This is a genomic window from Streptomyces sp. NPDC048473, assembly GCF_043200155.1.
In the GTDB taxonomy this organism is placed as follows: Bacteria; Actinomycetota; Actinomycetes; order Streptomycetales; family Streptomycetaceae; genus Streptomyces.
The window spans coordinates 705,965-725,243 of sequence record NZ_JBICXE010000001.1 but is presented as its reverse complement, the minus strand read 5'-3'; the positions used below and the strand labels follow the sequence as shown (position 1 = coordinate 725,243).

Annotated in this window: 20 protein-coding genes and 2 pseudogenes; 9 read left to right on the top strand and 13 right to left on the bottom strand. The window is 70.4% G+C overall.

Going from position 1 to position 19,279, the window contains the following annotated elements; all coding sequences use genetic code 11:
* On the bottom strand, window positions 1–392 hold a 392-nt coding region (locus tag ACGFU7_RS03350; protein WP_393691787.1), incomplete at its 3' end, for a transposase family protein.
* A 178-nt stretch (window positions 393–570) separates the two neighbouring features.
* Here ACGFU7_RS03350 and ACGFU7_RS03345 point away from each other — a divergent pair.
* Window positions 571–920, top strand: a pseudogene (locus ACGFU7_RS03345) (IS200/IS605 family accessory protein TnpB-related protein); the annotation flags it as partial.
* 170 nt (window positions 921–1,090) lie between these two features.
* Here the strand turns inward: ACGFU7_RS03345 and ACGFU7_RS03340 are convergent.
* Window positions 1,091–1,867, bottom strand: coding sequence for a MerR family transcriptional regulator (locus ACGFU7_RS03340; protein WP_393691785.1), 777 nt, complete (start codon window positions 1,865–1,867; stop codon window positions 1,091–1,093).
* 4 nt (window positions 1,868–1,871) lie between these two features.
* Window positions 1,872–2,009, bottom strand: a complete 138-nt coding sequence (locus ACGFU7_RS03335; protein ID WP_393691783.1) for a hypothetical protein — start codon at window positions 2,007–2,009, stop codon at window positions 1,872–1,874.
* 363 nt (window positions 2,010–2,372) lie between these two features.
* Between ACGFU7_RS03335 and ACGFU7_RS03330 the strand changes: the two genes are divergently transcribed.
* Window positions 2,373–3,602 (top strand): serine hydrolase domain-containing protein, encoded by a 1,230-nt coding sequence (locus ACGFU7_RS03330; protein WP_393691862.1) that lies wholly within the window; start codon window positions 2,373–2,375, stop codon window positions 3,600–3,602.
* A gap of 595 nt (window positions 3,603–4,197) precedes the next feature.
* Here the strand turns inward: ACGFU7_RS03330 and ACGFU7_RS03325 are convergent.
* Window positions 4,198–5,199: an alpha/beta hydrolase gene (locus ACGFU7_RS03325; protein ID WP_393691782.1), complete on the bottom strand. Its 1,002-nt coding sequence runs from the start codon at window positions 5,197–5,199 to the stop codon at window positions 4,198–4,200.
* A gap of 99 nt (window positions 5,200–5,298) precedes the next feature.
* On the opposite strand from ACGFU7_RS03325, the gene ACGFU7_RS03320 reads away from it, so the two are divergent.
* The 3 genes and pseudogenes from ACGFU7_RS03320 to ACGFU7_RS03310 all read left to right on the top strand — a co-directional run.
* Window positions 5,299–5,679 (top strand): MerR family transcriptional regulator, encoded by a 381-nt coding sequence (locus ACGFU7_RS03320; protein WP_393691780.1) that lies wholly within the window; start codon window positions 5,299–5,301, stop codon window positions 5,677–5,679.
* A gap of 62 nt (window positions 5,680–5,741) precedes the next feature.
* Window positions 5,742–6,983, top strand: a complete 1,242-nt coding sequence (locus tag ACGFU7_RS03315; protein WP_393691778.1) for an MFS transporter — start codon at window positions 5,742–5,744, stop codon at window positions 6,981–6,983.
* Between the two features lie 186 nt (window positions 6,984–7,169).
* A pseudogene (locus tag ACGFU7_RS03310) lies at window positions 7,170–7,679 on the top strand (phosphatase PAP2 family protein); the annotation flags it as partial.
* Window positions 7,680–7,766: 87 nt separating this feature from the next.
* On the opposite strand, the gene ACGFU7_RS03305 reads toward ACGFU7_RS03310, so the two are convergent.
* From ACGFU7_RS03305 to ACGFU7_RS03290, 4 genes are all read right to left on the bottom strand, one after another.
* Complete coding sequence (locus ACGFU7_RS03305) at window positions 7,767–8,453, bottom strand: response regulator (RefSeq protein ID WP_393691776.1); 687 nt, start codon at window positions 8,451–8,453, stop codon at window positions 7,767–7,769.
* A gap of 34 nt (window positions 8,454–8,487) precedes the next feature.
* Entirely contained in the window at window positions 8,488–9,915 is a 1,428-nt protein-coding gene (locus tag ACGFU7_RS03300; RefSeq protein ID WP_393691774.1) for a sensor histidine kinase, read from the bottom strand.
* Between the two features lie 207 nt (window positions 9,916–10,122).
* Window positions 10,123–10,197 carry a 50S ribosomal protein bL37 gene (locus ACGFU7_RS03295; protein ID WP_015034725.1) on the bottom strand — a complete coding sequence of 25 codons (75 nt, stop codon included), beginning with the start codon at window positions 10,195–10,197 and terminating at the stop codon, window positions 10,123–10,125.
* A 44-nt stretch (window positions 10,198–10,241) separates the two neighbouring features.
* A complete protein-coding gene (locus ACGFU7_RS03290) occupies window positions 10,242–11,300 on the bottom strand; it encodes a MerR family transcriptional regulator (protein ID WP_393691772.1) in 1,059 nt (352 codons plus the stop codon).
* 95 nt (window positions 11,301–11,395) lie between these two features.
* Between ACGFU7_RS03290 and ACGFU7_RS03285 the strand changes: the two genes are divergently transcribed.
* Window positions 11,396–11,953, top strand: coding sequence for a hypothetical protein (locus ACGFU7_RS03285; RefSeq protein WP_393691770.1), 558 nt, complete (start codon window positions 11,396–11,398; stop codon window positions 11,951–11,953).
* Between the two features lie 10 nt (window positions 11,954–11,963).
* Here ACGFU7_RS03285 and ACGFU7_RS03280 read toward each other — a convergent pair whose 3' ends face one another.
* Complete coding sequence (locus ACGFU7_RS03280; RefSeq protein ID WP_393691768.1) at window positions 11,964–12,677, bottom strand: hypothetical protein; 714 nt, start codon at window positions 12,675–12,677, stop codon at window positions 11,964–11,966.
* Between the two features lie 139 nt (window positions 12,678–12,816).
* On the opposite strand from ACGFU7_RS03280, the gene ACGFU7_RS03275 reads away from it, so the two are divergent.
* From ACGFU7_RS03275 to ACGFU7_RS03265, 3 genes are all read left to right on the top strand, one after another.
* A complete protein-coding gene (locus ACGFU7_RS03275) occupies window positions 12,817–13,251 on the top strand; it encodes a hypothetical protein (protein WP_393691766.1) in 435 nt (144 codons plus the stop codon).
* Window positions 13,252–13,321: 70 nt separating this feature from the next.
* Window positions 13,322–14,671: a DUF1254 domain-containing protein gene (locus tag ACGFU7_RS03270; protein WP_393691764.1), complete on the top strand. Its 1,350-nt coding sequence runs from the start codon at window positions 13,322–13,324 to the stop codon at window positions 14,669–14,671.
* Window positions 14,672–14,730: 59 nt separating this feature from the next.
* A complete protein-coding gene (locus ACGFU7_RS03265) occupies window positions 14,731–14,955 on the top strand; it encodes a DUF2277 domain-containing protein (protein WP_384446434.1) in 225 nt (74 codons plus the stop codon).
* Here ACGFU7_RS03265 and ACGFU7_RS03260 read toward each other — a convergent pair.
* The 4 genes from ACGFU7_RS03260 to ACGFU7_RS03245 all read right to left on the bottom strand — a co-directional run bounded on the left by ACGFU7_RS03260 (window position 14,942) and on the right by ACGFU7_RS03245 (window position 19,020).
* Window positions 14,942–15,625, bottom strand: coding sequence for a DedA family protein (locus tag ACGFU7_RS03260; RefSeq protein ID WP_393691762.1), 684 nt, complete (start codon window positions 15,623–15,625; stop codon window positions 14,942–14,944). The two genes, ACGFU7_RS03265 and ACGFU7_RS03260, sit on opposite strands and share 14 nt — an antisense overlap.
* Before the next feature lie 265 nt (window positions 15,626–15,890).
* Window positions 15,891–16,346: a DoxX family protein gene (locus tag ACGFU7_RS03255; protein WP_393691760.1), complete on the bottom strand. Its 456-nt coding sequence runs from the start codon at window positions 16,344–16,346 to the stop codon at window positions 15,891–15,893.
* Window positions 16,347–16,430: 84 nt separating this feature from the next.
* The gene (locus ACGFU7_RS03250) at window positions 16,431–18,185 is read right to left on the bottom strand and encodes an alkaline phosphatase D family protein (RefSeq protein ID WP_393691758.1); all 1,755 of its coding nucleotides are present in this window, start codon (window positions 18,183–18,185) and stop codon (window positions 16,431–16,433) included.
* Between the two features lie 190 nt (window positions 18,186–18,375).
* Window positions 18,376–19,020: an HNH endonuclease family protein gene (locus ACGFU7_RS03245; RefSeq protein ID WP_393691756.1), complete on the bottom strand. Its 645-nt coding sequence runs from the start codon at window positions 19,018–19,020 to the stop codon at window positions 18,376–18,378.
* Between the last annotated feature and the right edge of the window lie 259 nt (window positions 19,021–19,279).

Sequence of the window (19,279 nt, the reverse complement as noted above, 5' to 3'; positions counted from 1 at the left end):
GGCGTTCTGCCCTGCAGATACGCGCTGATCGCCGCGTCCAGCGCGTCACCGTCCACGCGCTGCAGCAGGCGGCGCACGGTTGCGGCGTGCGGCACCGGCCGCAGACCGGTAAGTGGATCGGCAGCGAAGCCGAGGACACCCAGCACATGCTGCGGGGCATCCGTGATCCACTCGCTGATCGCGATGAGCGAGCGAGCCCCGGTCAGCACCGCCGAGACGGCTGCGCACAGCAACGCGAGGGCCGGATACCGCAGCCCTCGCGCATCGCGGGGATCGGCAACCAGGACCAGGAAACGCCGCAGGTCAGCGACATCGCTTGAGGTGAGGGGATCAGTCGGGGAGCCCAGTTGCTCCAGTGCGGAAGGGATGGGCGATGATGTTCGGGCAGGCACGGTCTCGCTCGGTTCTCATGGGTCTCGACAACCACATGATCACCAGCACCGTGCCTGCTCTGCTCTCCCAGGCCCCTTACCGCACAACGGACATGACGCCACGTCACTCACGAGACCGGCGAACCGGACCAATCCCAATCACGCAATGCCCCTGGTGGAGGCGGCGGCCGGAAAACCGGAAGCGGCGTGCGGTTATGCGGGCCGGGCACTCGATCGCACCAACGCCGACCACTTCGCCGCCTACCGACTCGACCCGCACCGCTTCCCCTGCGACCTGTCGGGCACCACCACACACCGCGACGCCCAGATCCGCCACGCACTGACCCGGCTGATCAACTGGGCCAAGCAGGCCGGCGTCACCGTGATCGGCATCGAGGACCTCGACTTCACCACTGAGAAGACCCGGGAGAAGCACGGCCGCAGGAAGCGGTTCCGGCAGCTGATCTCCGGCATACCGACGGCAGGCTCAAGGCCCGGCTGGTCTCCATGGCCGCCGAACAGGGCCTGATGGCGCTCTTTGAATCTCCCCACCTCGTGCTCAGGGTCTCTCCAGACCTGCTCACCTTGGCTCCCCATCGACGGCGCGCTGACTTGCGGTCGGGCGCCACAGCGCAGGGGTCGCCCGATAGCCGGCCCGGTCCGGACGCGGCGGGGTAAGGCGGGCGTCCCGCCGCAGCATCGGTTCTGCTGGGCGGCCGTCACTGATGCGGGATGCCGATGCCGGCTGCGCGCAGGTTCGCCTCGACCAGCGTGTTCAACCGGGCGATGGACGGCTCCTGGTCTTCCCGGTGGTGGTTGACCAGTCCGTACCGGGCGGAGGCGTCGGACTGGTTCTGAGACCCGGTCGGCATCGCCAGCAGCGCGCGGTTGGCCAGCAGCTTGTCGGCCAGCGTGGACGCCAGCTCCTCGATCCGCGGGTCGTCGGGATCCCATGACGTCGCATCCAAGCCGCGCTTGGTCAGCTCGACGAACTCGGGATCGTCAAGCCCGTGTTCAAGCCTGGTCAGGAAGGTGTCGAAGACCTCCGGGACCAGCGCCCGGGCCAGCACCAGGGCCTCCCGTTGAGTGGCCACGTAGTCGGGGCTGAAGCCGAGATCGGTGAGTCGGTCCAAGACCGCGCAGGCCCGGTCGGGCAGCAGGGCCCGGTCGCCATGGGCGAGCCGGTGCAGCGTGTCGCGTCGCGCGATCAGGTCCTCGACCTGTTCGGTGAGCCGACGATGGACGTCGTCCAGGGCGGCGGCGAACCGCTCGGGATCGGCGTCGAGCAGGTCACCGATCTCGGCCAGCGGCACGCCGGCTCCGGCCAAGGTCCGGACCTGAACCAGCCGGAGGAGGTCGGCCGACCCGTAACGCCGGTAGCCGGAACCATCACGTCCCGGCTCGGCGACCAGGCCGAGCCGGTGATAGTGCCGCACGGTCTTGATCGTGACGCCGACGAACGCCGCTGCCTGACCGATCGTGAGCCCGTCTGCCATCGGCTCAACGCACCTCCAGATCGTGGGCGGCTGCAGTCTCGCGAACCGCGTCGGCGGTGGCACAGAAGTCCTTGGGCAGGATCGAGCGGTGGCCGCAGGCGACCTTCGCGCTCACTTTGAGGTAGGGGCTGCGGGCGATCACAGGGGTGAGGTTAGCGCGTATCTGTTCCCGCTCATCACCCTTGTCGCCGAGGCTGGCACCCGAGCGACCAGGTACGGCACCGGGACGGTCAACGTGTCGAGGACCGGGCCGAGGGCGGCGTGGAGTGCGTGGGACTCGGTGGCGATCTCGGCGTGCCGACCGGCGCGGACCGGCGGCCAACTCCGGTTCCAGGCCGGGAAAGCCTGCGATCGGTGCCGGTCAGCCCATGGCCGCGATAGAGGTTGACCTTGACCTTGGGTCAGGGTGCACGCTCATCGCATGGCCGCCTCGAAGGGGGATCGGTCCCCTCCTCCCGGCGGAGGGTTCCAGGGGATCGAATGCACGTAGACAAGGACATTCATGATGAGTGAAAGCAACAGCGACTTCTCCGAAGCAGGGCTCCGCAGACTGCGCGAGGTGCTGGCGCGGCATGTCGAGTCCAAGAGGATTCCCGGGCTGGTCGCCCTGGTCGGCCGCGGCGGCCGGACGCACGTCGAAGCGATCGGGACGATGCGTCATGACGGTGGCGCGCCGATGCGCCGGGACACGATCTTCCGGATGGCGTCCACTTCCAAGCCGGTCACGATGGCGGCGGCGATGGTCCTGCTCGACGAGTGCAGGCTGCGGCTGGACGAGCCGGTGGACCCGTGGCTGCCCGAACTCGCCGACCGCCGGGTGCTGAAGCGGCCCGACGGCCCGCTGGAGGACACCGTGCCGGCCCAGCGGCCGATCACCGTTCGGGACCTGATGACCTCCACGTTCGGGCTCGGAGTGGATTTCGATCTGCTGGACTCCCCGATCAGGGCCGCGACGTTCGAGCGGACCGACTACAGCGTGGCGTCCGGGCCGGCGCCCGAGCCGGACGAGTGGATGCGCCGCCTTGGCGAGCTGCCGCTGTCGTACCAGCCTGGAGAGCGGTGGCAGTACGACCTCAGCAACGAAGTACTTGGCGTGCTTGTCGCCAGGGTCACGGGCCAGCTGTTGGAGACGTTCCTGCGCGAACGCATCCTCGATCCGCTGGGGATGAAGGACACCGGTTTCCACGTGCCCGTCGGCAAGATCGACCGGCTGCCGCCCCTTTACGGGCCCGACCCGCAGACCGGAGAATTCCTCGTGTGGGACGAGGCGGAAGGCGGAAGGACCAGCCGGCCTCCGGCGTTCCAGGGCGCCGGCGGCGGGCTGGTCTCCACCGCCGACGACTACCACGCCTACTTCCAGATGCTGCTGAACCACGGCATGCACGGCAGCGAACGGATCTTGTCCCGGCCCGCCGTCGAGCTGATGACCACCAATCGCCTCACGCCCGAGCAACAAGCTGCCCGGGACACCATGTACAGGAACATCGCCCACATCGCGGTCGGCCAAGGGCAGCAGGGCGGCTGGGGCTTCGGGATGGCAGTGCGCACCTATCGTGGCGACCACGCGCCCATCGGCCAGTTCGGCTGGGACGGCGGTACCGGCACCACGGCCTACGCCGACCCGGACAACCAGCTCACCGGAATCCTGCTCACCCAGGTCGGGATGTCCACCCCGGACTCGGCGCGGCTTATCCACGACTTCTGGACCACGCTCTACCAGGCCACCGACGACTGACACCGAGCTCGCTGAGCTCGGTGTGGCCGGTCCACATGCGCAGACGACGGGTCGGCCAAGGTGGCGGCCCCGGCTCGCCACCTGCAAGGCGCTCACTTCCGCTCCCCACTCGGTTCAGGAATGGAGCGAGCGGGGCGACGAGCAGCCCTGGCCGATTCCAGAGATCCCCATCAGGCCTGAGCATGTTCGCGGTCGACCCCGCCTACACCTCCCTGGGGGGTGCCCAGCACTGGCAGAAGCCGCTGGCCACCCCCAAGCGAAGGATGTCCCGTCATGATGCCGCCGGTATCGCGATCGGACGACGCGCCCTCGGGCACCCGGTCCGGGATGGGGTATCCCCTGCTCGAACGGAGTTGAGAGCTTGGGGAAGGACGGCACCGCCCCCACACGACCGGAGTGATCGTGCGGGGCATCGGACCGTCCAGGCCGGGCCAGGTGACCGGGGGCGTGAGGGAACCCGCCCACCCGCAACGGATCACGCCCCTGGAGGCGTGCCGCCGAACGGGACGAGAAAGCGGGAACCCAGCGCATCCAAAACCGTTCGGGATGCGTTCAGTACACATCGGTGGGTCCAGGACTCACTCATGCGCACTGGCTAGGAACGGTTCAGGGCCCGGTTGAGTGCGGTTGTGCGGTAGTGGGTGATGCGGGTGCTGAGTTCGGCGTCGGGGGCGAGTAGTTCGCTCGCGTGGATGCCCCCTGGGTAGACGTGGAGCTCTACGGGGACGCCTGACTGCATGAGCCGGTTGGCGTAGGTGATGTCTTCGTCGCGGAAGAGGTCGAGGTCGCCGACGTCCAGGTATGTGGGCGGCAGTCCGCTGAGGTCCTCGGCTCGGGCGGGCGCGGCGTACGGGCTGACGTGGTCGGTGCCGAGCCTGTTGCCCAGGAGGGACTGCCAGCCCTGGAGGTTGGCGGCGCGGTCCCAGATGCCGATGTCGGTGATCTCGTGGCTGGAGGGTGTTGTGTTGCGGTCGTCGAGCATCGGGTAGGGCAGCATCTGGAAGGCCAGGTGAGGGCCGCCGCGGTCGCGGGCGAGCAGGGCGACGCCGGCGGCCAGGCCGCCGCCCGCGCTGCCGCCGTAGAGGGCCAGCCTGCCGGGGTCGACGCCTAGTTCGGAGGCGTTGCGGGACATCCACAGCAGTGCGGCGTAGCAGTCCTCGACGGGGGCGGGGTCGGGGTGTTCGGGTGCCAGGCGGTATTCGACGGAGACGACGACCGCGTTGACCGCTTCGACGAGGGGCAGCACCTGCCGGTGGTCGGTCCGGATGCTGCCGGTGATCATGCCGCCGCCGTGGATGTACAGGATGCCCGGGAGAGCGTTGGTGCCGGTGCCGGTGTCCGTGCTGGTTGTGGGGCGGTAGATCCGTACGTTCACCTCCGGGCCGTCGGCCGGGCCGGGCACGGTGCGGTCTTCGTACTGCACTCGGTCATTGGGCGGCAGTGCCGCGAGGGCCGCCCGGTTCATCTCCTCGTACAGCTCGCGCTGGCGCGGGATGTCGAAATTGATGAGACCGCCGGGCCCGGTCAGTGCGTGGAGGCCCTGCAGGCCCTGGTGGACCTGGGGGTCGATGCGGTCGGTCATGCTCGGGTCGGACATGTGCGTGCGCCTTTCCTTCGTGGCCGGGGCTGAGGTGCAGTAACGTAAAACCCTCACGTGGACGTGAGGGTCAATCCGAGGCGTTGTGAGGTGGGTTACATGAAGATCGGCGAGCTCTCGCGGATGACCGGTGTCAGCGTGCGTGCGCTGCGTTATTACGAGGAGGAGGGGCTGATCCGGCCCGCCCGGAGCAGCAACGGCTATCGCGACTTCTGTGACGGCGCCGACGAGGTGGTCCGGCAGATCCGCGGGCTGATCGAGTGCGGGCTGCCCACCCGGATCATCCGCGACATCCTGCCGTATCTCGACGGCCCGTCGGATCTGCTGCCGGAGGTCCCCTGCGCGCAGATGCTCGACCAGGTGGCCGCCGAGCGGGAGCACCTCGACAGCCGTATCCGGTGCCTGACCCGCAATCGCGACGCCGTCGACGCCTATCTGCGGGCCGCCCGGAAGGCCGCCCGTGTGACCGTGGAGGTGTGAGGCCGGGGCGGTGGGTCCCGGGTTTGACCCTCACGTAGACGTGAGGGTTTTAGCCTCCGGGCATGACCTCTGCCACTCACTCTCCGCGTTCTGTGAATCCACCGTCCACCGCCGCGAGTTGGCCGCTCGGCGGGCTCCTGGTGCTGGCCGGATCCGCGTTCGTCACCATCCTCACCGAGGCTCTGCCGGCCGGAGTGCTGCCCGCGATGAGCGCCGACCTGGGCGTGAGCGAGGCGCGTGCGGGGCTGCTGATCACCGTCTACGCACTCGCCGCGGCCCTCACCGCGATCCCGATGACCGCCTGGACCCTGATCCTGCCCCGCCGCACCCTGCTGCTGGCGCTGCTCCTCGGCTTCGCCGCCACCAACGTGGTGACGGCGGTGTCCACCGGCTTCGCCCTGACACTTGCCGCCCGGGTCGTCTCCGGGGTGTTCGCCGGCCTGCTGTGGGCCATGGTCCCGGCCTACGCCGCGCGGCTGGCCCCGCAGCGCAGCGGCAAGGCGATCGCCACCGCGCTGGCCGGCATGACGGTCGGGCTGTCGCTCGGCATCCCGGCAGGCACCGCGCTCGGCGGACTCATCGGCTGGCGCGCCACTTTCGGGCTGCTCACCGCGCTGGCCGTGGCCCTGGCCGCCACCGCGCTGTGGCATCTTCCGCAACTGCCCGGCGAGACGGCGAGCCGCGGTGCGGGACTGATGCGCACCATCCGTACGCCCGGAATCCCCGCCATCAACATCGCGTCGCTCCTGATGGTCCTCGGTTTCTATGTGCTCTACACCTACATCGCCCCCTTCGTGGAACAGGCGGGGCTGGGTGTCGGCACCGGCACCGTGCTGTTCCTGTTCGGCCTGGGCTCCATGGGCGGTGTCTGGATCGCCGGAGCCACCGCCGACCGCCGGCTGCGCGCCGCCACGATCGGCCTGCTGGCGTTGGCGACCGTGTGCCTGGCGGCATTCGGCGCGGTCGGGCACAGCACCGTGGCCGTAGTGCTCGGTGCGGTGTTCTGGGGTGTGACGCACGGCGGCATTCCGACGCTGACGCAGACCGCGGGGGTGAAGGCGGCCCCGCTCGATCCCGACACGGCCAACTCCCTCTGGGTCACCGGCTGGAACATCGGCATGGCCGGCGGCTCCCTGCTCGGCGGCGTCGTCCTGGACGGCGCAGGGACGGGGGCACTGCCGTGGACGGCCTCCGCTCTGCTGGCGGCCTCCGTGTTGACGGCCGTGCTCGCCCGACGCGACGGATTTCCTTCCCCCGGCCGCATTTACGCCCGCGACCTCGATCGCACACAGCAGGGCCGCTGAACCCGCCCCGCAGGCACGGGCACCCCTGACGATCGTCAGGGGGAGGCCCTTGCCCTTCGGCCCGGGTTTTCCGCCCTCCCCGCTTCTAGGTTCATTTCCCATGAAGCGAGAGACCGGAAGAAACAGGACCCGGAACGGGCGGCCGTTGGCTGCCTGTGTCGTTCTGGGGCGGGGGCGGCCGCTGTCGTGGGGCTTGCTCCGGGCGGGTTGGGCAGGGCCGGAGCCGTGGAGGTGACGGGTGGCGCATCCGCGTCCGCGTACCGGTCGGTGACCGGGGTGGTGGCTGATGGCCCCTCATGGACGGGGCCGTTGCTGGAGACGGCCACCGAGGGCACCCTGGTGGCTCTCGGGCTGCTGTTGGTGTGGGCCTGGTGGGGTGCCGTACGGCGTGGGGACACCCGGATGTCCGCCAGTACCGTGCTCACCGGCATCGGCACCGTACTGGCCTACGCGGTGAGCGAGGCCGTGAAGCAGGTGGTGGACGAGGCGCGCCCCTGCCGGGTCCTGCACAGTGGCGCGGAGGCCGTTGCCGAATGCCCGCCCCCTGGAGACTGGTCCTTCCCGAGCAACCACGCCACCCTGGCCGCCGGCCTCGCGGTGGGCCTGGCCATGATGCGGCCGCGACTCGCCGCCATCACCCTGCCGCTGGCCGGGGCGGCGGCGCTGCTGCGGGTCCTGGTGGGGGTGCACTATCCGCACGACGTGCTGGCCGGTGCGGTCCTCGGGGGCTCGGTGGCGGCGGCCGTGCTGCTCACCTTCCTGCCGCTCGCCCGGACCGCGGCATCAGCGCTCGGGAGGCGGCTCCGCAGGCGCGACGATCCCGGCCTCGTGGGCGACGACCGCCGCGGCGGCACGGTTGTCCACACCCAGCCTGGCCAGGATGGAGCTCACATGGGCCTTGACCGTCCCTTCCACCACATGGAGCCGCCGGGCGATCTGTCCGTTGGACAGCCCGCTGCCGAGGAAGGCCAGCACGTCGCGTTCCCGGCCGGTCAGCGCGTGGACCCGTTCCCGGGCGGCGGCGCGGCGGCCGGCCAGAGCGCCCGCGCCCGTCGCCGAGAGATGGGCGACGACCCGCGCCGCGACCTTCGGTGACAGATAGGCGGCGCCGTCGGCCACCGCGCGGACCCCCGCGATGAGCTCCTCGGGCTCGCCCGACTTGATCAGGAAGCCCGCGGCGCCGCCTCCGAGCGCCTGGAGGATGTAGTCGTCCTCACCGAAGGTCGTGAGCATCACGACCCCCGTCTCCGGCACGGTGCGCCGGATCTCGGCCGCCGCCTCGATGCCGCTCATCCCGGGCATCCGGATGTCGAGCACGGCGACGGACGGGCGGTGGCGGCGGACCAGCTCCACGGCGTCGTGCCCGTCGGCGGCCTCGGCGACGACGTCGATCTCCGGATCGGTCGACAGAACGGCGCCCACCCCCTTGCGGATCATCGGCTCGTCATCGGCGATCAGCACCCGGATCATCGGTCGCTCACCGTCCCTGCCCTGTACGGCGCACTCATGGGGTCAGGGACTCCTTGGACATCAGCCTGCCGCTGCGGAAGCAGAGCCGGTAGGCGTCCCCGGACCGGTCGTCGAAGCGGTCCGCCGTCATCGCGTAGTACTCGCACGTGGTGCCTTCTCCCTTCGGTTCCCCGGCCACCGGCCGCTGGGTGGTCTGGCGCTCGGGCAGCAGCCGTTGCACCGCGTCCCGATCCTGTCCCATCCGCAGCCGGGCGTAGTCGCCCGGGTCCAGCACGGACTGCCGGGCCGAGCGGATGTCCCAGCCCATGAGGACGGCACTCAGCACCGCCCACGCCACCAGGGGCAGCACGACCGCGGTGGCCAGCGCCCGGCGGGCACGGCTGCGGGCGTGCCGGTGTTCCGGGGGCAGTGCCGGGGCCGACGCCCGGGGTGCCGCAGCCGGGCGGTGGGCGGGCGGGATGTGGGGTATTCGCGCGGTGACCGCGAAACCGCCCTCGTACGGACCGTGTTCGAACGTTCCGCCCGCCAGCCGCACCCGTTCATCGAGCCCGATCAGACCTCGCCCCGTGCCCGGTACGCACTCCGGGCCGCTCCGCGCGGGCGAAGGTCCGTTCTGCACCCGGACCGTCGTCTCCTCGGCCGTGTGCGTCACCCGCACGCTCACCCGTGCGTGCGGCGCGTGCTTGGCCGCATTGGTCAGGGACTCCTGGACGACCCGGTGGGCGGCCCGCGCGGCCGGTGGTGGCACCCCGTCGGCGTCGCCGTCGATCCACAGGCCGACCGCGAGACCGGCGGCCACGGCCTCCTCGACCAGCCGGGGAATGCCGGTGCCGGGCGGCCGCGGCGGCTCGTCGTCCGCCTCCTCGCGCAGGATGCCGATCACCTCGCCGAGCCGCTCCACCGACGCGGCCGCCCGGGCCCGGATCTCCCCGGCCGCGGTCCGCTGGGCCTCGTCGAGACCGGAGGCGAGCTTGAGGGCGCCCGCCGACAGGGCGATGAGACTGAGGTCGTGCCCGAGGACGTCATGCATGTCCTGGGCGATCCGGGCCCGCTCCCGGGACCGCGCCTGCTCGGCGACGAGCTGCTGTTCGCGCTCCAGCCGGCCGGCCCGCTCCCAGCACGCCCGCACGAGCTCCTGGTACTGGCGCCAGAAGCGCCCGGCGAACCAGGGCAGCATCGCGGCCACCGCCACGACGGCGACGAACCGCCCCGCCATCAGCAGCCAGGAGGGCACCAGGGCCACCGCCACGACTCCGCCCGCGACGACGGCGACGAGCACGAGAACCGTGGGTCCGGTCCTACCCGGCTCCCGGCCGGCGAAGAAGGCCGCCGCGGCCGCGGGCAGGGCCCACCACAAACTGATGGCGCTCAGCCCGACGCAGACCGCCGCGGCAACGGTCAGAAGGCTCCCCGGTTCGACGGCCCGCCGGGCGGCCGCACCGCTGGTCATTGCTCTGTACACCCGGACGACGGTACGCAGCCGAGGGGCGTCCCGGCACTGCCGAAAGTCACCCCTGCGCGAGCGGTGCCCCTGTCACCCCGGCTCCGGTGGGTCATGAGCTCGTGGACCGTACCGCCTGTCACCATCACGTCGATGACGGTCAGTTGTGTGGGTGGGACGCCTCTTGAGCGTGGAGACGGCGTCCCCCCGGCTGCCTGTTCGGTCGGCTCAGGCGTTGGGACGCTTGCCGTGATTGGCGTTCTTCTTCTTGCGGGCGCGTCGCTTGTTTCCTCGCTTGGCCATGGTGCACACCTCCCTCATTCGGGACTTTTCGGACCTTCGTCAGTCTAGGTTCGACCCGTTGCAGCCGCATCAGAGGTGCCGCGCAGCCGGGTGCGCAGCGCCTCGGTGAACCACATGAAGGTTGGTGCCGGGTTGTCCGGGGGCGGCCAGGCGTTGATTACCGCGAGCAGCTCCAGGTACCGCTGCCTGCGAGGGTCGTTCGCCGTCTCCAGCAGGGTCAGCAGGCGGTGGCGGAGGGCGACGTCGTCGGGGTGGCCGATGTCGTGTGCGTACTCGGTCATGACCGCTTCGACGGTCGGATCTGCCCGTGGCGAGGTCGGGGTGATGCCCGCTGTCAGGGCCGGGGTGACGTGGTCGCGGACTGTTGCTGCGGGGTCGCGGCGCAGGCCGGCCGTATCGCCCCGGGCGCGCTCGGCCGCGTGGTGCTCGGCCATGCTGCGTACGGCGGCGCGGAAATCCGGGTCCTGGGACAGTTCGGCCAACTCGACCCATGCCTCGATCTGTTCGGCGTCGGGGGAGTCGGGCAGCTCCGGGGTCATTGAGCGCATGATTCCGGTGAACCCGGTGAACCCGGTGGACCCGGTGGACCCGGTGGACCCGGTGGACCCGGTGGACCCGGTGGACCCGGTGGACCCGGTGGACCCGGTGGACCCGGTGGCGGTGTCCAGGCCGCCGAATGCGGTGTCGAGGAAATCGTCGATCAGGCATCGGCGTTCGTCTTCCGAGAGCTTGGCCAGCTTGTGCATGAGATCCATCTCCTCAGGCGTGGACCGGCGCCTGGCCACCGTCGTCAGCACCGCGCGCCGCATGCGCAGAGTGCGGATCTGCACCGCCAGGGCCTCGGCGTGCGCTGCGGCGACCTCGGGGAGCGAGAGCTCCCGGTCCACGACCTTCCGGATCGTGGGAAGGTCCAGTCCCAGGTCGCGCAGCGTACGCACCAGGTCGAGGCGTGCGACGGCGTCGATGTCGTAGAGGCGGTAGCCGGCCGGGCTGCGGTCGGTCGGTGGCACGATCCCGCGGTCGGAGTAGAACCGGATGGTCTTGACCGTCAGCCCGGTCCGCCTGGCCAGATCACCGATCGAGTGGAGCGCGTCGCCGTCCATGCCCCCACTCTCACGCCTCCCCCTACGGGAGACTCAAGTCCCGGCACGTCGTAACGTGTCCTCTTCATCATCTGCACCATTCATGGGGGGAATCCATGTCGTACGGCTACCCGCAGCCGGGCCCGGGAGCCGGTGGTTTTCCGCAGCCGCCGAAGAAGTCCCGTACCGGGCTGATCGTCACGCTGTCCGTGGTGGGTGGGGTGGCCGTCCTGCTTGCCCTCGGCGTGCTGATCGCCACCTCGGTCGGCAGCAACTCGTCGTCGAGCAAGTCGAAGCCGCCGTCGGCGGAGGCCACGGAGGGCGGTGCTCCTGTGGAGGGTGGTGCGTCCGACGCGCCCACCGAGACCGAGCCGCCTCCCGTGGAGGACGCGGGCGCCGAGGACGATGTGAGGATCACCGGTTGTGAGGTGGACTCGGTGACGCAGTGGCCCGCGGCGGATGTGGAGATCGTGAACCACTCCGGGGCACGGGCCTCCTACATCGTGAACGTGGAGTTCGTGGACGGGGACGGCACGCGCCATGGTGAGGGGCTGGCGTCGTCGGCCAACCTGGATGCCGGGCAGAAGTCCGTGGGGAAGGCCCAGGGGCTGGGGAAATTTACGGGCAAGCTCACGTGCAGGGTCGCGGAGGTGTCTCGCTTCCCGGCGTCCTAGCCCGGGCCGTTCAGCTCCGACCTTTCGCGGACCGGGATTTCGCAGACTGGGTATCCGTCTGACGCACGGCCGACGCGGCCCACCGGTCGCAGTACTCGATGTGGATCTCACGTGCCTTGCCGAGGACCCCCTCGTTCCAGTGGAACTCCGTGCAGAAATGCTGGTGGTCCCGGTTGATGGGGGCGTAGCCGGGTCCCTGGTTCGCGATGTCGAGGAAGCGGTGGGCGGTCTCCTCGAACACCTTGGCGCTGCCGGTCATGAACAGGGTGTCGGCATGCAGGTGTTGGCGGAACAGGTCCCGGTTCTCTTTGTAGTGGCGCGCTTCGTGGTCGCTCGCAGGAACATCGGAGTGTCCCGGCCCGGGCAGGTCCGTCGTCTGCGGGCGGCCGGGGCCCAGGTGTCCGCGTATCCGCTTCCAGCGGGAGGGGGCGAACTGGAGCGAGTGGTGCAGGAGCACGAGATCGAGCCGGGTGCCCTCGTGGATCGGCATCTCCAGGTTCGGTGAGGGGCTCGTCCGTATCGGCACGTGGATCAGGGAACGGGGCGAGCGGGCGGCCAGTGCCCAGAGTCCGCCGATCGTTCGCGCGGCGTGCTGGTCCAGGTAGAAGCCCAAGTACCTGTCGAAGTCGATGAGTACGGCGCGCGGCAAGGGCCGGGACGGCCGGATGACCCTGAACTCATCGGGGCCCAGCCGGGGGCGGTGAATCAGAACGGGCAGCCTCATTGTCTCCATATTGTCGTGGAAGGGGGAGGGGTGCGCTTCTCGGGGCGCCACCCGTATGGGCGCGTCCGGGTGGTCGCCCGGGAGCGTCCCGCGCAGGGTCGGTTCTGTCGTGCAGTCCCGCTCCGGCCAAGGAGTTTTCATGGCACACACAGCGCCCACGCCCGGCCCGGCCCGTTCCGCCGAACCCGGGGGCATCAACCCCTGGGCGGCCGGTGGGATCACGTTCGCCGGCGTGCTGCTTCTCATCGACGGCGTCCTCGGAGTGATCAAGGGCATCACCGGTATCGCCTCCGACGAGGTCTACAGGCGCGTCAGGAACTACACGTTCAAGTTCGACGTGAGCGCATGGGGATGGATCCACCTCGTTCTCGGCGTCGTGCTCGTATGTGTCGGCTGGGGCATTCTCAAGGGCGCCGGCTGGGCCCGTGCCACGGGTGTGCTGCTTGCCGCCATCAACCTGATCGTCAACTTCATCTGGCTGCCGTACCAGCCGGTCTGGGCGATCATCTCCATCGCCATCGACGCATTCGTGATCTGGGCCCTGTGCACGGAGAGCTCGAAGGCGGTCATCTGAGCCGCCAGGGTGCGTACGGCCATGCCGGCCCTTGCCGTGAGTGAGTGAGCGAGCGAGCGAAAGGACTGCGGTGCCGGAGGAGAACACGGAAGAGCTCGTCGCTCTTGCCACCGAGGCGTATGTCTATGGCTATCCGCTGGTCCACGACCTGTCGATGGTCGAGAACTTCATGCACACGGGCTTCGGCTCGCTGCCGCCCGCCCCCTTCAACCACTTCGCGCACGCCGGTCAACCGGCGTCCCCCGAAATGCACTTCGTGTCCGTCGGCGACGACACGGTCTACTCGATCGCCCAACTCGACCTCTCGGGCGGGCCGGTCCTGCTCCATGTCCCCGACACGGACGGCGCGTACTACGTGCTGCAGTTCGTGGACGTCTGGACCAACAACTTCGCGTACGTCGGCCGCCGCGCCACCGGTACGGAGGCCGGGGACTGGCTCGTTGCGCCGCCCGGCTGGTCGGGCAGCGTGCCCGACGGGGTGCGCGGGGTGATCGACGCACCGACCCCCGTCGTCTCCGTCATCGGCCGCAACGCCTTCAACGGCCCGGACGACATGGGGCGGGTCCGCGAGCTTCAGGCACAGCTTGCCCTCACGCATCTCGAACCGGGTACCCATCGGACGGGGCTGCCCGCGCCCGACCCCGACGTACCGGAGTCGCTGCGGTTCTTCGAGCAGCTCAGGGTCTGGATGGCCGATTTTCCGCCGTCCGCGGCCGACCAGGCGTATCAGGACCGGTTCCAGCCACTGGGGCTGCTGGAGGAGGGGCCGTCGCCGTACGTGTCCGCCGGCCCCGCCCTCGTACACGCACTGACCGAGGGCCTGGCGCGGGGCAGGGCGCGGGTGGAGGAGGCGAGCCGGCCCGTGGAGGCGGGCGGGGGCTGGGAGATGGATCCGCACCTCTTCGACTACAACCTCGACTGGCACGGCGTCGGGACCATCGACTCCCCGGAGTGGCGGATCGCGGACCGGGAGGCCTCCTATCCGGCCAGGGCGGTGGCGGCACGGAGCGGGCTGTGGGGGAACCACGGCTACGAGGCGGTGTATGCCTACACCTTCCGCGATGCCGACGGTGAGCAGCTGAACGGCGCCCGTTCCTATGTGCTGCGCTTCGAGCGGCAGCCGCCGGTCGGGGCGTTCTGGTCCGTGACCATGTACGACACGCCGGACCACCGCCTCGTCGAGAACCCGGCCGCGCGGTACTCGGTCGGTGACCGTACGCCTGGTCTCGTATACGGCGAGGACGGTTCGCTGACGATCCACATCCAGAAGGAGCGGCCGGCCGGCCCGGCCGCGGCGGCGAACTGGCTGCCCGCGCCCGGCGGGGACTTCCGGCCGGTGCTCAGGCTTTATGAGCCGGGGCCCGAGATCCTCGACGGTACGTACGAGATCCCCGCAGTCGAACGCAGCGGTGAGCGGTGAGGTGAGGCGGGCAGATGCTCGCCCCGGCCGTTGTCAGTGGCCCGGGCCACACTGGAGGCATGTGCCGCAGCATCAAGACCCTTCGCCCGCCCGCCCTCCCCGAAGAGGCCACCGAGGAGGAGATCCGGGCCGCCGCCCTGCAGTTCGTACGCAAGGTGTCCGGCTTCCGGGCTCCGGCCGCGCACAATCAGGAGGTGTTCGACCGGGCCGTCGACGAGATCGCCGAGGCGACCGCCAGGCTGCTGGACGGTCTGGAGATACGGGGCGCCGTCAGGACGCCGTAGTGGCCGTCGCGGTCGCCGGTGCCTGGGCGGCCGCCACCGCCGCCGGGCGGCGCATGACGTATGCGGCCAGGGCGCCGGCCACGAACAGGGCGAGGACCGAGACGGCCGTGCCCACCCAGGTCGCGCCGAGCCACTGGGCGCCGAAGTAGCCGAGGCCGACGCTGTAACCGGCCCAGGCCACGCCCGCCAGGGCCGACCAGGGCAGGAATTCCTTCGCCTCGCGATGCGCGGCGCCCGCGCCCAGGGAGACGACCGAGCGGCCGGCCGGGGCGAAGCGGGCAATGACGACGAGGATGCCGCCGCCCCGGGCGAGGGCGGCGCCGAGGCGTTCCTGCGCGGAGGTGAGGCGGCGGGAGCGGGCGATGGCCCGGTCCAGGCGCTCGCCGCCGCGCCAGGCCAGCCGGTACGCGACGAGGTCGCCGAGCACCGAGGCGGTGGCCGCGCACAGGATCAGGGCGAGGAGGGACGGGACCTGGGGCACCCGCTCGGCGGCGCCCGTGGCGGAGGCCGCACCTGCGACGGTCGTCGAACCGGCGGCGGCTGCCGTGGCAGCGGCGATCACCAGGACTCCGCTGGGCAGCACGGGCAGAAAGACGTCCAGGAGCACCGAGAGGGCGACCACGGCGTAGATCCATGGGCTGCCGGTCAGTGCACCCACACTCTCAAGCACCTACTACTCCCCGATTCGGAACAACGCCGCGACGTCGCAGGGGAGCGGCAGGAGCGGCAGGGCCAGCTGTACAGCGTACGCCTGACGTTCATCCGGTGATCGACAAATTGCGAGCGATGTTGGGAAGCTCACGTACACCCGGAAATGGGAAGCCCAGGTTCCGGGTGTACGTGAGGAACGGCCCGCGAGCGGAAGGGCCGTTCCCGTGCGGATCAGGCCGTTATGGCCATCGCTGCGGCTGTCACTGCAGCCGTCAGTGCGGCCGTCAGACCGCTACGGCCGGTGCCTGCTCGCGTGCGCGGTCCTCGCTGCTCTCCGCGCCGCCCCGGCTGAACAGCCGGTCCAGGGCCAGTGCGCCGGGGCCGGTGAAGACCAGCAGGAGGAACACCCAGCAGAAGACGGCCGACGGCTCGCCGCCGTTCTGCAGCGGGAAGAGCGCCTCGGGCTGGTGAACCTTGAAGTACGCGTACGCCATGGAGCCGGAGGAGATCAGGGCGGCGATACGGGTGCCCAGGCCGAGCGCCACCAGGGTGCCGCCGACGAGCTGTATGACCGCCGCGTACCACCCGGGCCAGGTTCCGGCGGGTATGGAACCGCCGCCCATCGCGCCGCCGAGGACGCCGAAGAGAGAGGCGGCGCCGTGGCAGGCGAAGAGCAGGCCTACGACGACCCGGAACAGGGCGAGGGCATAGGGCTGAGCCTGGTTCAGACGTGTATGCATGGGGGGGAGGGCTCCTTCGGTCTGGTGGGGACGTGAACCGATTGAGTGGCCCAGATTAGGGAAACCTCACCAATGCTTGCAAGTTCAACATTTGGTCGACTGGCTGAAAGCCGTCCTGCGGTTGTCGGTCAGGGGGCGGTCCAGCACCGTCTCCAGCTGCGCACCTTTCTTCGTCGCCTTGGCCTGAACCAATGTCAGCGCAGCTTTCCGGCCACTCAGGGTGAGTGTCATGAGCTGATTGCCGAACCACGGTCCGCCGGTCCTGCGCCAGTCGACCGGAGGTGTGCCCGTCCGCCCGTGCCGCGCCAGCAGCCGGCCGAGCCGCCGCCCCGCCCGGCTCCAGCCGAAGCGGAAGCCGGCCCTGAGCGGGCCGGGTATCGAGTTGTGCACAGGGGAGCAGGTCAGCTGAAGGACGCGTGCCTCGGGGGCGCCGCCGGGCACCCCGGCGGGCCATGCGGGCTCCGCGATGTACGCATGGTGCACATCGCCCGACAGTACGCATACCGTCGCCGGGGCGTCCGGACCCCGGCCCGCCTGCCGGATCAGCTCGGTCAGCTCCCGGAAGGATTCGGGGAAGGCCGCCCAATGTTCCAGGTCGGAGCGTTGGCGCAGCTTCTCGCCGAAGCGCGCCCAGCGCCCCTCGGGCCCGCCGCGCTCGCCGCGGCACAGTGCGGCGTTCCACTGCTCCGCGTCGTGGACGAGCGGCGGCAGGAGCCACGGCAGTGAGGTGCCGATCAGGAGATGGTCGTACGAACCGGGGTCGGCAAGGGCCTCCTCGCGCACCCAGCGAGCCTCATCGGCGTCGAGCATCGACCGCTGCCGCTCGTCGAGCTCGCGGGCCGCGCGGGTGTCCACCATCAGCAGCCGTACTCGGCCGAAAACACGCCGGTAGCTCCAGCGCGTACGGGTCGGTTCGGCGTCCGATTCGGCGGCGAAGCGGCGCAGCGTCTCGGTGCCGTCCGGGGTGGCGCGGATCGCGGCGTAGAGCGGGTCGGCGGCCAGTTCGGCGGGGGAGAGATTGCCGAGATGCTGATAGACCCAGTACGACATCAGTCCGCTGACGATCCGCTCGTGCCACCAGGGGGTGGCCCGGATGGCGGTGAGCCAGGCCTCACTGGTGTTCCAGTCATCTATCACGTCGTGGTCGTCGAAGATCATGCAGCTGGGGACGGTGGAGAGCAGCCAGCGCACCTCGGGGTCGCGCCACGACTCGTCGTAGAGGCAGGTGTAGTCCTCGTAGTCCGCCACCTGAGGGCCGGGCGGCTCGCGCAGATCGCGGCGTGCGGCGAGGCGGCGGCGGGTCGCCTGCGATGTCTCGTCCGCGTAGACCTGGTCGCCCAGGAGCAGCAGTACGTCGGGGCGTTCCGCGTCGGGGTCGCCGGCGAGATGGGCGGCAAGGGTGTCGAGGGCGTCCGGGCCGGCCGGGTCAGGTCTGTGCGTGTGGTGTCCGGGGGTGGGGGAGAGGTGCCGATCGCCGCCGGGGGGAGCCGCCCAGCGGCAGGAGCCGAAGGTGGCCCGTACGGTCCGGTGGTCCGTCTTCTCGGCCAGGGGCGGGGTGGCGATGGTGCTCGGAGGGAAGCGGGAGTTCTCGGGCGGCCACACCTGTCGCTCGTCGAGCAGCACCTCGTACGCCGTCGTCGAGCCCGGCGTCAGGCCCGTCACCACGACCAGCGCGTAGTGGTGACCGGCGACCGCGAACGTACGGGAGGAGCCCGACGCGCCGTCCGCGCACCGGACTTCGGCCGTGCACGGACGGTCGGCCTCGACCCAGACGGTCGCGGTCGAGGCGGCCTCCCAGTCGACGTACCGCAGCAGTGGTCCCAGCCGGAGCCCGGCCATGGTGTGCCTCCTCGCGTCGTCCCGGTGTACGGGTACGGAGCCGTGCGGCGTGCACGGCTCCGTACGGTACGGAACGACGGGGGAGGGCGGGGCGGTTCCGCTCAGCGGCCCCCGGCTCTTCGGCGAGGGGCCGGGACGCGGTGTCCGGCGCGGTCTTCGCCGTGTCGTCCAGCAGTCATTCGGCAGTCATTCAGCAGCCGTTCAGGACGGACTGCAGGGCGCTCTTCTCGGCCGAGTCGACGCTCAGGTTGTAGTAGTGCTTCACATGCACCCAGGCGCGCACGTACGTGCACTGGTACGCGGTGCGCGAGGGCAGCCAAGTGGCCGGGTCCTGGTCGCCCTTGGACTGGTTGACATTGTCGGTGACCGCGATGAGCTGCGGGCGCGTCAGATCGTTGGCGTACGCCTGCCGTTGGGCGGTCGTCCAGCTGCTGGCGCCCGAGCGCCAGGCCTCGGCGAGCGGGACCATGTGGTCGATGTCCAGATCGGATGCGGCGGTCCAGGTGGCGCCGTCGTACTCCGAGTACCAACTGCCGCTGACGGCAGCGCAGCTGGAGTCCTGCGTCACATTGGTGCCGTCCCGCTCGAGGACGACCTCGCGGGTGTTGCAGGCGCCCGACTGGGTGATCCAGTGCGGGAACTTGTCGCGGCTGTAGCCGGTCGACGAGCCCTCCGCGGAAACGGTCAGCTCGCTCAGATAGGTACGGGCGGTCGATGCCGAGACCGGGGTGGGCATGGCCGCCTGGGCGGTGGGGGCGGTGAGCAGTCCGGTGGTTGCGGCGAGGGCGGCGGATGCGGCGACGACAGCGATGCGACGCGCGTAGACACCTGACATGCGAACTCCCTTGATGTGGGGGGACCTTGGACGGGTGACCCGTGGGGCCCGGCCATCGTGGCGGCGCCAGGTTTCCGTGGGGTGGGCGCCAGGTAACAGAGTGGCGACATGGGCACGTCACATCAAGAGTTCTGACGAACAGGCCTGGAGTGTGGGGCGTACGTCCGCATCTGCGCGGGCGTACGTGCTGACGCACCGGCAATCAGACAGCACCGTGGGCCGATTCGCGCAGGTGGTCCGATCCGGGCCGGTCGTAGGG